The 14,080-nt window shown below is 60.4% G+C and carries 12 protein-coding genes; 5 read left to right on the top strand and 7 right to left on the bottom strand.

From position 1 onward, the window contains the following. Nucleotides 1–4 precede the first annotated feature (4 nt). The 3 genes from BGO89_03260 to BGO89_03250 are packed head-to-tail and all read left to right on the top strand — an operon-like array spanning nucleotide 5 to nucleotide 2,384. Nucleotides 5–385, top strand: a complete 381-nt coding sequence (locus BGO89_03260; GenBank protein ID OJX58261.1) for a hypothetical protein — start codon at nucleotides 5–7, stop codon at nucleotides 383–385. Between the two features lie 3 nt (nucleotides 386–388). Beyond that, the gene (locus BGO89_03255; GenBank protein OJX58260.1) at nucleotides 389–1,084 is read left to right on the top strand and encodes a UDP-glucose--dolichyl-phosphate glucosyltransferase; all 696 of its coding nucleotides are present in this window, start codon (nucleotides 389–391) and stop codon (nucleotides 1,082–1,084) included. Next, complete coding sequence (locus BGO89_03250; protein OJX58259.1) at nucleotides 1,071–2,384, top strand: hypothetical protein; 1,314 nt, start codon at nucleotides 1,071–1,073, stop codon at nucleotides 2,382–2,384. Before BGO89_03255 ends, BGO89_03250 begins: the two co-directional genes overlap by 14 nt. Here BGO89_03250 and BGO89_03245 read toward each other — a convergent pair. The 4 genes from BGO89_03245 to BGO89_03230 all read right to left on the bottom strand — a co-directional run bounded on the left by BGO89_03245 (nucleotide 2,374) and on the right by BGO89_03230 (nucleotide 6,658). After that, on the bottom strand, nucleotides 2,374–4,455 hold the full coding sequence (locus tag BGO89_03245) for a hypothetical protein (protein OJX58258.1): 2,082 nt from the start codon (nucleotides 4,453–4,455) through the stop codon (nucleotides 2,374–2,376). The genes BGO89_03250 and BGO89_03245 overlap by 11 nt on opposite strands. Before the next feature lie 20 nt (nucleotides 4,456–4,475). Continuing rightward, nucleotides 4,476–4,784, bottom strand: a complete 309-nt coding sequence (locus BGO89_03240; GenBank protein ID OJX58288.1) for a transcription antitermination factor NusB — start codon at nucleotides 4,782–4,784, stop codon at nucleotides 4,476–4,478. Nucleotides 4,785–5,078: 294 nt separating this feature from the next. Next, nucleotides 5,079–6,167: a leucine dehydrogenase gene (locus tag BGO89_03235; protein OJX58257.1), complete on the bottom strand. Its 1,089-nt coding sequence runs from the start codon at nucleotides 6,165–6,167 to the stop codon at nucleotides 5,079–5,081. A gap of 212 nt (nucleotides 6,168–6,379) precedes the next feature. Further along, on the bottom strand, nucleotides 6,380–6,658 hold the full coding sequence (locus tag BGO89_03230) for an RNA-binding protein (protein OJX58256.1): 279 nt from the start codon (nucleotides 6,656–6,658) through the stop codon (nucleotides 6,380–6,382). Between the two features lie 158 nt (nucleotides 6,659–6,816). Here BGO89_03230 and BGO89_03225 point away from each other — a divergent pair, with 158 nt between their 5' ends. Further along, nucleotides 6,817–8,019: a hypothetical protein gene (locus tag BGO89_03225; protein ID OJX58255.1), complete on the top strand. Its 1,203-nt coding sequence runs from the start codon at nucleotides 6,817–6,819 to the stop codon at nucleotides 8,017–8,019. Here the strand turns inward: BGO89_03225 and BGO89_03220 are convergent. Genes BGO89_03220 through BGO89_03210 form a run of 3 tightly spaced genes read right to left on the bottom strand, consistent with a single transcriptional unit; the run spans nucleotide 7,992 to nucleotide 10,215 of the window. Then, nucleotides 7,992–8,699, bottom strand: coding sequence for a superoxide dismutase (locus BGO89_03220; GenBank protein OJX58254.1), 708 nt, complete (start codon nucleotides 8,697–8,699; stop codon nucleotides 7,992–7,994). The genes BGO89_03225 and BGO89_03220 overlap by 28 nt on opposite strands. 41 nt (nucleotides 8,700–8,740) lie before the next feature. Then, nucleotides 8,741–9,757 carry a fructose-bisphosphatase gene (locus tag BGO89_03215; GenBank protein ID OJX58253.1) on the bottom strand — a complete coding sequence of 339 codons (1,017 nt, stop codon included), beginning with the start codon at nucleotides 9,755–9,757 and terminating at the stop codon, nucleotides 8,741–8,743. Continuing rightward, the gene (locus BGO89_03210) at nucleotides 9,757–10,215 is read right to left on the bottom strand and encodes a hypothetical protein (GenBank protein ID OJX58252.1); all 459 of its coding nucleotides are present in this window, start codon (nucleotides 10,213–10,215) and stop codon (nucleotides 9,757–9,759) included. Before BGO89_03210 ends, BGO89_03215 begins: the two co-directional genes overlap by 1 nt. 92 nt (nucleotides 10,216–10,307) lie before the next feature. Between BGO89_03210 and BGO89_03205 the strand changes: the two genes are divergently transcribed. Next, nucleotides 10,308–14,072, top strand: coding sequence for a hypothetical protein (locus BGO89_03205; protein ID OJX58251.1), 3,765 nt, complete (start codon nucleotides 10,308–10,310; stop codon nucleotides 14,070–14,072). The last annotated feature ends 8 nt before the right edge of the window (nucleotides 14,073–14,080 follow it).

Below are 14,080 nucleotides of genomic sequence, written 5' to 3'. Positions count from 1 at the left end.
CTCTATGATCTATCGCCTCGTTCTCATCGCTTCGGGCCTCCTGATGATGTTCTTCATCTTCGGCCTGGTGATGTTCATCGGCTCGCTGAGCGGAGACACGATTTCCGACTCCGCCATGGGCAACGCCATTCTCACGGGCGTCTTCCTGCTCCTCACCCTCGTCGTCCTCCGCATCGGCCTCGGCATGCGCAAGTCCATGCACAGGAAGTTCGAATCGGCCATCGCCGATCTGTCCGCCACGAACGGCCATATCGATGCAGTGACCTTCGCCGATTCCGTGGGCATCACGCTCGATTCGGCACGCGACGTCCTCGATGCCATGGCGAGGAAGCGCCACTGGCGCCGCGAGGAGCTCACCGGCTACAATGCCCGCTACTACGCCTGATCGATGGCACATCACGGCCGCATCGTCGTCTGCATCATTCCCGTTCTGAACGAAGAACAGTCCATCACCCATGTCCTGCGCGACATGCCGCCGTGCGTGGATCACGTCATCGTCGTCGATAACGGAAGTACGGACGCCACGGCCATACGCGCCACCGACGCCGGGGCCATCGTCGTGCACGAACCCCGCCGGGGCTACGGCTCGGCCTGCCTGAAGGGGCTTTTCGAAGCCCGTTCCCTCCGGCCGGACGTCATCGTCTTCTGCGACGGCGACCATAGCGACGTCCTCGACGATATGCCATCGGTCCTCGAACCCGTCTGCTCGGGCAGCGCCGATCTGTGCATCGGTTCCCGCGTACGCGGCGAACGCGAGCAAGGCTCCCTCCTGCCACAGCAGGTCTTCGGCAACTGGCTGGCGACATCGCTGATCAGACTCTTCTGGAAGGTGGACTTTTCCGATCTGGGTCCGATGCGTGCTGTATCCACCCATGCCCTGCACCAGATGTCGATGGAGGATCCGAACTACGGCTGGACGGTGGAGATGCAGATCAAGGCCGCACGGCTCGGTCTCCGATGCACGGAAGTTCCCGTCCGCTATCGCCGGCGCATCGGCACGTCGAAGATCGCCGGCACGGTCAGCGGCACGTTCAAGGCCGGAACCAAGATACTCCTTACGATTGCCCGCTATGCCGTCGACTGATCCCAGGCTTTCCCTGTCCGGCACCATCGGTGTCGGCCTCGTCCTGGCCGGCAGTCTGGCCATGACGCCCTGGCTGCGTCCTGCGTCCATGGCCACGACGACGGCCATCGCATGGCTGGTGATGTCCCTCGGCTGGGCACTGCTGGCCGTCGCCCTCGTCGGACGCACCGTTCCCCTGTCCACGTCCTCACGACGCATCGTCATCACCGTCGCCCTCGTCTGCATCGGAGTCCTCACACCCATACACGACGTGCTGAGCGACGATGTCTATCGATACATCTGGGACGGGTGGATCACGACGCACGGCGTCAATCCGTACGCCTATGCGCCGGTCGACGACGGCATCCAGTGGTTGCGTGCACAGGGCACGGCAGGATGGTATCCGGACATCGTGACGTTCGAGAAGCTGAAGACGATCTACCCCCCGGGGGCACAGGCATGGTTCGCCCTGTCCTCGTGGATCGGCGGACTCGACGACGTCCTGTGGAAGATTCCGACCATCGTCTGCGTGCTGCTGCTCTGGGCCGTGGCGGATCGCTGGGCGAAGAACAGGGGCGCACGCCGCGACATGGCCCTGCTCATCCTCCTGTCTCCCGTCGTCCTGCTCCATGGCGTGGTCGATGCCCATGTCGACATCGTGATGACGACGGTGATGATCGCCGCGATGATGCTGATGGAACGTCGAAGGATGGTATTGGGGGCCGTCGTCCTCGGTCTCGCAGCTTCGATCAAGCTTCTGCCGCTCGTCGCCATTCCCATGCTGTGGCGGAAGACGCCGTGGCCGCGCGCACTGGCCTTTACGGCCATCGTCATGATCACGCTCGGATTGACCTACGTACCGTTCCTCGGAGTCGATCTGTTCGGAAGCCTCGGTCTGTTCGCCAAGGCATGGAGCGCCAACAGTCTGGTGCATACGATCGCCTCCGCCGTGACGGGTCCTGTCGTCGCCCGGAGGATATGCCTGGTTCTCTTCGCCATGCTGGCGTCGGCAGTCTGGTGGTATCATCGTCGTGAACCGGTCACGATGATCGCGATGATTCTCGTGGCCCTGATGATCACGACGCCGGTGCTTCATCCCTGGTACGTCATTCCCCTGATCGCATTGCTCCCCTTCGCAACGCTGCGCTCGTCGATCGTCCTATGCACCACGATTTCGATGAGCGGTCTGATCATCCGGCACTATATAGAACGCGGGGTGTGGTTGGAACACCCCGCGTGGCTCGTCATTGAATTCGTTCCTGTCTTCGTGGCGCTATGGATCGACGTGCGCCGCGGTCAGATACCTACGGTTACCGCTTGATCACGACATGCGATGCCATGGCACCGCTGCGGCGTACGATCAGCGTATAGGCACCCGGTGCCATCGACTGCATGGGAATCGTCGATGCTCCTTCCACGCCGTGAATCGTGGCCACGACCTGGCCGAGCACGTTCACCATCGTCACATCGCAGGTCGTCGTAAGACCGTCGAGCGTCAGGATGTCGTGGACGGGATTCGGGAAGACGACGACACCGTTGACGATGGCATCTTCTCCAACGTCCGTCGTGCCGATGACGAAGGGCTCGGACCAGCGCCAGCAGCCGCGCTCGTCGGAGATACGCACGCGATACGTGCCATCACCCTGGACAGGAGCCTGCGGGCCGGTGATGCCGTTCATCGGGTGGCCTTCACGATACCATTGGTACTGATAGGTCGAATCGACGACGCTGGAGGACAGTTCCTGTCCATCCCTCGTGACGACGGGCACGGGAAGTCCCGTCAGCACGGTGATCGCCACCGTGTCGGAAAACTTCGTGCAGCCGTAGAAGTCGGTGACCTTGACGGTGATGGTATGGGAACCTTCCGTCAACCCCTGGATGCGGTGCGAGAAACGCACGGCACCCGGAAGCGCCGTACCGTCCACGTACCATTGGTATTCGGGATAGCCGGCACGCGTACGGAGCAGGGTATCGTTACCTTCGCAGATCACGAGGGTGTCCGTGTTGGGAATCAGTGCCGTGTTGGGTCCGCATTCGAGTGCGGCGATGAAGCAGTCATCATAACGCTCGCCTTCGAGGACGTAGTCGCCGAAGCTGGCGCGCGTATCGAACTTGCCCGCCACGTAGGGAACGTTGGCGGGTGTAACGACGACGCCACGGATTTCATCATCGTAGGGGCCACCGGCCGTCCGGATCCATTCGTATTCACCGGTCGGGAAGAACCGTGCGACGAAGGCATCGCGGCCGCCGTTGGACTTGATGATATCGCCATCGAAGTTGCTCGACGTTTCGAAGTATCCACCGACATAGATGCTGCCACGGGAGTCCGTGGTGACGGCCAGGCCTACTTCGTTGTAGACGTCGCCGAAGACCTTGACGAAGCGGATCGTACCGTCGGGAGCGATGAGGGAGACGAAGAGGTCCGAAGCGAGCTCTCCGTTGGCGTTGATCGTCTGCGTATCGAAGGTCGTCACACCGGACAGTGCGCCGGAGAGGACGAGGTTACCTTCCTTCGTCGTCGTGGACGTGATGTAGCGGTCGGCTTCGCGATGACCGATCTTCTTCACCCAAACCGGCTGGCCGTTGGCGTTGTAGGCCATCACGAAGAAGTCTTCCTTGCTGTTGACGCTCGTCATGTCGCGTCCGCCGAGGACGACGGAGCCGATGAACGTTCCGGCGGCGTAGATGCGGTCGCCGTTCGGCGATACGGACAGCGTGGTCACGAAGTCGTTGTCGATACCACCGCCACCTTGCACCCACACGACGTCGCCATTGGCCGTGATCTTGGCGATGAAGGCATCGGCCTTGCCGTGGCTCTGATACGTCTTCGTATCGAAGTGGCAGACCCCGCCACAACCGCCGGCGAGGTAGACGTTACCGACGGAGTCGCAGGCGACGACGGGAGCCGATTCGGAATATTCCTTGGATCCATAGACCTTGACCCACTGCGGGATACCCATCTTGTTGAACTTCGCCAGGAAGATATCCGACGTACCGAGTTCGAGTGCGTCGATGATCTGACCCGCCACGGATGCCTGATCCGAGAAGGAACCGGCGAGGTAGACGTTACCGTTGTTGTCGACGGCGACGGAACGGGCATCGTCCTCGTCGAATCCGCCGTAGGCGTTCGACGACAGGATGTTGCCACCCGTGCTGTAGCGCGCCAGGAAGGCGTCGTAGTTACCGAAGCTCTCGATGGCCTGGCCACCGAATCTCAGCGAGTCGTTGAAGGACCCCGTGATGTAGAGGTCGCCGTTCGGAGCGAGTCCCAGGGACTTCACTTCACTGTAGGACGGTCCGAGTCCGGCCCGTACCCACTGGAACCGCGGTTGTCCGAATGCGACGGCGCTCGCCGTCAGAATGAGAAGAAGTGCGAGTCTCACACGTTTCATTGGCTCTGCCCTTTCCGTGATCACTCCACGAGGCCACGCCCGGATTTGCGAATACGGCCTTCAGCCTGGAGATCGGCAATGATGGCATCGAGGATGCCGTTGATAAATGTACCGCTCTTGTCGGTCGAGTATTGTTTGCCCAACTCGATGACTTCGTTGATCGTTACTTTGACCGGAATATCAGCACACGAGACCAGTTCTGCAATAGCCATGTGCATCAACACGCGATCCAGGAGAGCGATGCGCTCGAGGTCCCAGTTCTTCGCATGCCTGTCGATGAGCGCCTGGCTGGTCTCCCGCATGTCGCGTGTGGCGATGATGAGGTTCATCGCATAGTCGATGTCCTCGGACGTCCATTCGATCGGGACGTCCGCTTCCAGTTCGAGCACTTCGTCTGGACGCAGGATGCGTTGGTCGTCTTCGGGAGGGTTACCTGCGTCGAAGGTGAACTGACGATAGAAGACATGGGGGAACACTGCGTCGAGCGATACTTCCGTTTCCATCGTGGCGGCGAGCACCTGCAGCACCTTTTCGCGCGCCATGTGTCTCGTACCTTTCACGTTCCGGGTACGGCTGACGGGGAATTCGTCTTTTTGAACCTGTTTGGCCACCAGATAACCTCGTTACACGCCGCGAATGCTGGGCGAACCGATGAAATTGCCATGGACGTGACGCACCTTGTTGATACGTTCTTCCGCAATGGCATTGGATGCTTCGATGGTAAGGATGTTGCGCTCGCGAGCCGTATTGAGGATATTCATCGTGATGTCGTAGATGCCTTCGGCCTGGCGCATCACCTTTTCACGATTGTATCCGTCGACTTCCGACGCCACGTTCATCAAGCCACCGGCGTTGATCACATAGTCCGGTGCGTAGAGAATGCCCTTCTCCTGGAGCGCCGTCGCATGCCGTTGTTCGATCTTGAGCTGATTGTTGGCGCCACCGGCAACGATGGCACACGTCAGTTGGGGAATGGTCTCGTCGTTGAGGACGGCACCGAGGGCGTTCGGCGAGAAGATATCGCACTGCGTCGTGAACACCTCATCGGTCCTGATGACCGTAGCACCCGTCTCGGCGGCGAGAGCCTTCGCCTTCTCTTCGTAGATATCGGTCACGAAGACGACGGCGCCTTCCTTCACGAGGGAGTGGACGAGGTGGGAGGCCACGTTACCGGCACCCTGGACCACGATCCGCTTGCCGGAGAGTGCGTCGGTTCCGTAGACACTCTTCGCGCAGGCCTTCATACCAGAATACACTCCGAGGGCCGTGACCGGGGAAGGATCACCCGAACCGCCGTTGCCACCGACACCGGTGACGTACTTCGTTTCCATGCGGATCCATTCCATGTCCCGTACGCTCGTGCCTACGTCTTCTGCCGTGATGTAGCGTCCACGCTGCGATTCCACCATGCGTCCGTATGCACGGAACAGGGCCTCGCTCTTGTCCGAATGGGGATTGCCGATGATGACCGCCTTGCCACCGCCGAGGTTGACGCCGCTGACGGCAGCCTTGTAGGTCATGCCGCGCGACAGCCGGAGTGCATCCGTGATCGCATCATCGTCCGTCGCGTACTGCCACATGCGCGTTCCACCGAGTGCCGGTCCAAGCGAGGTATCGTGGATGGCGATGATGGCGCGCAGGCCTGTAGTCTTGTCCGAGCACAGAACAACTTGTTCGTGACCCATCGATTGGAGCGTGTCGAAGATTTGCATTCGTTGCCTCAAGGTGCGGAATGTCGAAGAATTCAGACCCGCAAAATACGAGAAAAGGGACTTGCCGGTTGACGAGTCCCCATCGCTGTTCCACCTCGACTGTATCGCGGCAGCATCCGGAGCCCGCAGGCCCGGCGACGCCTCATATCATCAAAAAAGGGCCGCCCCTATCGGGGGCGGCCCTGCAGACTTGATCTCGTTGTTGGGCGTGATCAATAGCGATCGCGGTTGTTGAAGCGCGGGCGCTCATCACGCGGACGTGCTTCATTGGCAACCAGAGGGCGACCGCCGATGTTGCGGCCGTTGAGAGCGTCGATGGCGCGATTTGCGGCGTCACCATCGGACATCTCGACAAAACCGAAACCACGCGAGCGGCCAGTGAACTTGTCCTTCACTACCGAAGCCGAATCGACGGCGCCGAATTCCTCGAAGACTTGACGCAATTCAACGTCACCCATGGAATACGGCAGGTTTCCAACATAGATATTCATACAAACCTCGATGCGAACCTTGTCTGCGGTGCCGTGAAGAACCACTTAATTAACCTCGACCTGGCACCTAATGCGTCGGTTCGCCCACGCATCAATAATCAAAGATACGACTTCTGCAACCCGAAGCAAGGTAATTCTTGGTTAACTTTCTGCCGCACATGATAGTTCGCAAGTTTTCCACCGCCCTGACCGCCTTCTTCCTCGCTCTGGCGGCCTCAGCACAGGGACCGATCGTCTACGGATGGTATCCGTCCTGGTCGTCCCAGGCCGCCGTCGACGGCCTCGATCCGTCCCTCCTCACCCATCTTTCCTGGTTCGATGCCCAGGTGGACACCGCCACGGGAGCTCTTACCATCCCACCGTCGTGGATGACGGGCCGCCCTGCGGCGTGGGCTCTGGAACATGGCATTGCCCTGCACCTGACCGTCACCTGCTTCGGCACCGAGTCGAATACGGCATGGCTGTCCTCCCGGGATAAACGACAGCGCACCATCGGCGACATCGTGGAAGCCCTGCGCCAGCGGCAGGGACGCGGCGTCTGCATCGATGCCGAGAGCGTACCGGGAAACCAGCGGGATAATCTGACGGCGTTCATGGGAGATCTGTCGGCAGCCCTGAAGACCACCATTCCTGTCGCAGAGCTGACCATGGCCACACCGGCCGTGGACTGGTCGAATGCCTTCGACCTGGCGGCACTCGCCGATATCTGCGACTACCTCTGCCTGATGGGCTACGACTACTATTGGGATACGAGTCCTACGGCCGGCCCTGTAGCTCCGCTCGGTGGCGAGAACCTGAGCGTCACGCGCAGTGTGGACACCTACCTTGACGCCGGCGTCCCCCCTTCCAGACTCGTCCTTGGCGTGCCGCTCTACGGCAGGCGGTGGCCCGTATCGTCCACGAACAGGAAGGCCACGGCGACGGGACGCGCTACGGCCGTGACGTTCGCCACGGCCATGACGGAGACACCTTCCCATCAGACCATCTTCGATGAGCCGACGTCCACCCTATGGTATAACGACGAACGCAAGGGATCGCTCACGCAGACGTGGGTCGATGACAGTCTGTCGCTGGCACGGAAGTACGGTATGGCCAGGGCGAAGGGCCTGCGCGGGATCGCACTCTGGGCCCTGGGTTACGACGGTGGCCGCCGCGAAGTATGGAGCGGCATCCGCACCGCATGGTATCCCGCGTCTACCGTCGCCGAAGGCGACGGTAGACCGGAACGACTCCACGAGGCAGGAAGGTATACGATACTCGGGCAGGAGATTCCTCCGGGAACGTCATGGAACGGTCCGCAGATCATCATCCTGACCGACGCGAACGGTCGCGTCTATCGACGGATGGAAGCGAGATTCTGAGCCACCTGGCCCCAGTTGACCACGTTCCACCATGCCGTTACGTAGTCGCCGCGCTTGTTCTGGTACTTCAGATAGTAGGCATGCTCCCAGACGTCGATGCCGAGGATGGGGGTCGAGCCCCATGAAGAAAGCTTCTGCTGGTTCTCTGCCTGGAGGACGATGAGGCGGCCGTCGTCATGACGATAGTGGAGCAGCGCCCATCCGCTGCCTTCCACGGCGTTGGCGGCGGCGCTGAACTGTTTCCTGAACGCGTCGACGGATCCGAAATCGTTCTTGATGGAGGTCGCGAGATCTCCCGTCGGCTCTCCACCTCCACCCTTTCCGTTGGGCGCCATGACCTTCCAGAACATGGAATGGAGCCAGTGCCCGCCACCGTGGAAGGCAGCCTGACGCGACCAGTGCTGGATCAGCGAATAGTCTCCGCTGGCACGGGCCTTGGCCAGTTCTTCCTCGGCCTTGTTCAGACCGTTCACGTAGCCGAGATGGTGTTTGTCGTGATGGATCTGCATCGTCTGCGCATCGATGTACGGTTCGAGCGCTTCGGCCGGATAGGGCAACGGCGGCAACTGGTGTTGGGCCGACGGCGCGGGCTCCGCACCGATGACGTGCAGGGATGGAACGACGGTCAATGCTGCGGCACCTGCGGCAGCGGTCTTGAGAAAGGATCTGCGATCATTCATGACGTATGCCTGACGGAAGGTTATTGGGGGAAGAGGCTATACTATCGCCGGAGGAAGTCCTCGGCTTCGGTCACGTCATCCTCGCTACCGAGGAAACACGGAACGTGTTGATGCAACGAATCCGGCTGGAGATCGAGGATACGTTGCGTCCCCGTACTCGCCTTGCCACCGGCCTGTTCCACAAGGAAGGCCATCGGATTCACTTCATAGACCAGACGGAGCTTGCCTGCGGGCGACGACGTATCGGCGGGATACATGAAGATGCCACCGTAGTGCAACGTCCGATGCACGTCGGCGACCATCGTGCCGATGTATCGCAGCGAATACGGACGCATTCCATCGTCGCTCGGACGCAGCAGATACGATACGTAGTCGCGGAGCTGCGGACTCCACTTGTAGGCATTGCCGGAGTTCACGGAGTAGATCCGCCCACGCCTGGGTATGCGGATCTTCTCGAACGTCAGCAGGAATTCGCCGATGGTGGGATCGAACGTGAAGATGTCGACGCCGTTGCCGCTCGAATACACCAGTTGGGTACTGCTCCCGTACAATGCGTATCCGGCGGCCACCTGACGATATCCGGGCTGGAGGACGTCGGCCAGTGTGCCCGGCTCGGATGACGTGGGATCCAGACGCATGTAGATCGAAAAAATCGTACCGATGGAAACGTTGACGTCGATGTTGGACGAGCCGTCCAGCGGATCGAAGACGAGGACGTACTTCCCGCAGCGGAATTCGCGGGGAATGTGCATCAGGCTTTCGTTCTCTTCCGAAGCCATCACACACAGGTTGCCGCCATGATCCATGGCACGGAAGATGACTTCGTTGGCGTGGATGTCCAGCCGTTTCACGCGTTCGCCGTGAACGTTGGTATTCTCCGTCATGCCGAGCACGTCGTTCAATCCCGCACGACGCACGTCGCTCGCGACGATGCGAAGAGCCAGGGTAAGATCGCGCAGCAGTCGCGTGAACTCACCGGTCGCATCCGGATGGAGGGCGCCTTCCTCCGAAATATGGCGCTCGATGGTAATGAGACGGGAAGTCTTGAGAAGAGGCATTACGACGACGTCTTTTGGTCCAGCCTCACCGACAGAACCGGGCATGGAGCCTTGCGGAGCACACGTTCCGTGGTACTGCCGAACAGAAGATGCTCCAGGCCGCTGCGACCATGCGTTCCGATGCTGATGATGCTGATCCCGTGTTGCAAACAGTAGGAGCATATTTCATCGGATGCGCGGCCGCGGCGTACGGCGGTCACGACCGTAAAGCCTTCCCCACGAAGGTGCTCGGCAAGAGCGCCGAGCTCCTTCTCCGCATTGTTGAACAGCTCCTGTTCGATATCGGCGAAGCCCACTTGCGCATAGCTCCAGTCAGCCGGATAGACCACGGGCTCCACGACGTGGATGAGGTGCAGTTCGGCATTCGTGGAACGTGCGATCTCCTTGGCATATTCCAGCGCCTTGCCGGCGTTCTCCGAAAAATCGGTCGGGACGAGGAGGGAGGCTACCGTGAACATGGCATTATTGCTAGATTGTGGACATTGTTGTATGTCGCAACATAGCAAACACCAGCGTATAACCCCGCTCCTGCATGACCAGATCATTTTGCATGCGTTCCGCGTGGGTCCTGTCGACGGTCACGACGGTATTCCTGGCCCTCTCTTCTTCTTCCCTATGTTCGGCACACTCCACGGACGACGGCTGGTCGGCCCTGCGAAAGAACAAGGAAGCGGATGCCATCGCTCAGTTCAGGAGTGCATTGGCACAGAATCCCCGTGACGTCCGTGCCGCATTGGGCCTTTCCTATGCCTATGGCATGCTGCAGAACTCGAAGGACTCCTGGAACGCATTCCGTACAGCCCTCACATCCGCACCGGATGGAGCACCATATCTCTACGCATCGATTCTGACGGACCGCTTCACATCGCAGGTCTACGATCCCTCGTCGGGCATTCTGGAACTGCTCGGCGATGCGATCAAACGTCCCGACTCATTAGGCATCCTCCAGGCCATGGCCCTGGAACAGATGGGGATGATCGCCGAACGGCGCGGCCGTATCGACGAAGCCCGCTCGCTGTACAGGCGTATCGGCGCCGTCCGTACGTGGAGGCTGGCAGGTCCCTTCGACAACACATCGGCATCGGGCTTCGACCGTTCCTTCCCGCCGGAGTACCAGGACTCCGCCACTGCCACCTTCAACGGCGCCAGCGGTGCCATCGTACGATGGAACGAGCCGAAGGTCTTCCGCAACGACGGATGGATCGACATGGCACGCTATTTCCCGACCAACAGGGGTGTATTCTACGGCATCACCTATACCTTCGCACCGAAGCGGATGCGCGCACAACTGCGCCTCGGCACGAGCGGCGCCTTCAAGCTGTTCCTCAACGACAGCGTCGTCAACGAGTCCATCGACGAACACAACAACGACGTCGACACGTACGTCGCGGAAGTATGGCTGGAATCGGGATGGAATCGCATCCTCGTGAAATGCTGCAACAGTGAGCTCACCAGTTGCAATTTCTTCCTGCGCATCACCGATGCCGCAGGCATTCCCGTTCCCGACCTGCAGTTCTCCACCTCGTCCTTCCCTGCCAACAAGGGCAAGGCGGAAGCGGTCCGCATCGACAACCCGTATACGGCCTGGTTCCGCCGCGCCATCGAACGCGATCCGAATGCGCTGGAGAACTATCTGCTGCTTGCGGAATGCCATCTGCGGAACGACCAGGCCATCGACGCGGAACTGGTTCTGCGCAACGCCCTCGAACGCGCTCCGGACTGCATTCCCGTACTGACGCTGCTGCTGGAAGCCTACCAGCGCGGAGGGAAGACCGATGAGTACGCCACCACGATGGAACGCATCGCCCTGCTTCGTCCCGATCTGCCGCTACCCCTCGGATACAAGTTCCAGACCGCTCTGGCTGCCGACCGCCTGGAAGAGGCCGCACAGACCCTCGATGGATTGTCGCGCATCATTCCGGGAACGGTATCCTTCTACGACAACGCCCTCTCGCTCGCGCGTCGGCGCAATCGCATCGCGGACATGAACGAGCTCTACGTACGTGCGTTCGAGGATCATCCCGAGAACGTCAACTATGCCGCGATGAATGCGACGATGGCATTGCAGACGTCTCAGCGTCATGCTGCGGCCATCGCCATCATCCAGCGCCATCTCTCCTTCGCCTACACAGAACAAGGGCTGCTCATCCTCGCCAACCTCCAGCGCGATGCCGGACGTCTCGACGAATGGGAAGGCACGTTCAAGAAACTCTTCGATCTGTCTCCGGCAGCGCCCGGTTACCATGTCGTGATGAGCGATGTCTACTCGGCACGGAAGCAGTACGATCAGGCGCTCGCACACATCAAGCAGGCACTCGCGATCTCACCCGGCGCTTCGGTGCTGTGGGCGCGCGCGGGTGCGCTCGATCGCACGCTGTACGATAGCGCCGGCGCCTTCATGTCGTTCACGCAAGCCCTGGAATGCGATCCGGCCAACTTCGATGCGCGGGAAGCGCTCCGCGACGTCACGGGCGCCGCTTCGCCCTTTTCCATCATGCCCAGTGCGAACATCGACAGCATCATCGCCAGCTCGCCCATGGCGGCCGAAGCGCCGGATGCCGCTGCCGTCTATCTGTTCGACGACCTACGCCGCGTGGTCTATGACGGCAGCCGCGCCGAAGTGCTGCGCGAGACCGTCATCAAGATCCTGACCACGGAAGGCATCGATGCGTTCAAGGAATACCGCCTGCCCTTCTCGGGCGATGGCTCGCTCATCATCGAGAAGGCCATCGTGCGCAAGGCCGACGGTCGTGAAATCCCTGCCGATCACAACAGCGGCCTGCTCGTGTTCAAGGGCCTCGTGCCCGGAGACTATCTCATCATCCGTACACGGTCGAGGGAATCGCGCAGCGGGCGCCTCGCGAAGTATTTCTGGGATTCCTACGACTTCAACGCTTTCTATCCCGTCCTTCTCTCGCGATACAGCATCCTCGTACCCGTCGGCACGTCGTTCAAATGGCAGACCGACAACTGGTCATCGGATCCACGCATCACTCCGACACCCTTCGGCACGCTGTATACGTGGACGAACAGGAACGAACCCGCCATCGAATACGAAGAAGGCATGCCCGACTACGGCAGCATCGGCAAGCAGCTTCAGGTATCGTCCGTGGATTCCTGGCGCGACCTGATAAGCTGGTACTACGATATCGCTCGGACGAAGACGCGCTCCTCGTACGAGATCGCTTCGCTGATGAAGGACCTGCTCCCGAAGGACGCTTCCGAAGCCGACGTCATCAAGGCCGTCTACCAGTACATCACGTCCGAGATACGGTACAGCAGCGTTCCTTTCCGTCAGAGCGGCATCGTCCCGCAGAAAGCACGGGACGTCCTGGTTACGCGTATCGGCGACTGCAAGGACGTCGCGACGTTGTGCATCGCCATGCTCGCCGAACGCAACATCGAGGCCTATCACGTCCTGCTGAGAACCAACACGTCCCCGCTCTTCAGGACGCCACTGCCGTCGATTCCCTTCGACCACTGCATCGTGGCCATCATGTCGAAGAAGGGTCTCATGTACATGGACCTCACCGCCGACAACATCCCCGTCGGCAGCCTGCCGTTCGGCGACGTCGACGGCCTGGCCCTCATGATCAAGCCCGGTGAAGCCGAGCCGTTCCGTCTCGGCAAGAGCGACTTCCCGGCGAACAATATCCAGGTCACGACGGCGATGAATCTTCTGGACGACGGCTCGGCGCATTTCACGCAGACCTTCACGCACACGGGTGCGCGCACGCAGCTCTACCGTTCCGCATGGAAGGGCAAGAGCCGCCGCGAGCAGGAAAAGCAGATCGTCGAAATGCTCGCCCAGGACTATCCCGACGTCTCCCTCGAAGCCTTCGACATCCGCAACCTCGATTCGCTTACGCAGAACCTTACGTATACGTTGACCTACCTGGCACCGACCTATGTGACGGAGGCAGGAGACTTCCTCTTCTTCCGTGTCCCCTGGTTCGGTGAGTTCCATCCCGACGGTGCATTGTCCTACGAGAAGAGGGAGTATCCCTACGAATTCTCGAACTATCAGGATACGGTAGCCGAGCGCATCACTATCCGTCTTCCCAAAGGATACACTCCGTCCGGACTCAAGCCCGTGAACAGCTTCATCCATGACGCCGCCGAGTACGACGTCAGGAACGATCTGCGTGGTTCCGACCTCGTGCTCAACCGCCGTACGGTATTCAAGCGCAATTACGTCATGCCGGAAGAATACACGTCGTACAAGACGTTCTACAACCAGTGCGTCAAGAACGACAGGCGGCACATGCTGCTCGTTCCGAGAGGAACGACGGTACGACCTCCGTCGAGACCCTGACCGCCATG

It is taken from the genome of Candidatus Kapaibacterium thiocyanatum, assembly GCA_001899175.1.
GTDB classification, from domain to species: Bacteria; Bacteroidota; Ignavibacteria; order Kapaibacteriales; family Kapaibacteriaceae; genus Kapaibacterium; species Kapaibacterium thiocyanatum.
Note: the sequence above shows the minus strand (reverse complement) of the source record. Positions and strands in the feature narration are given on the sequence as shown.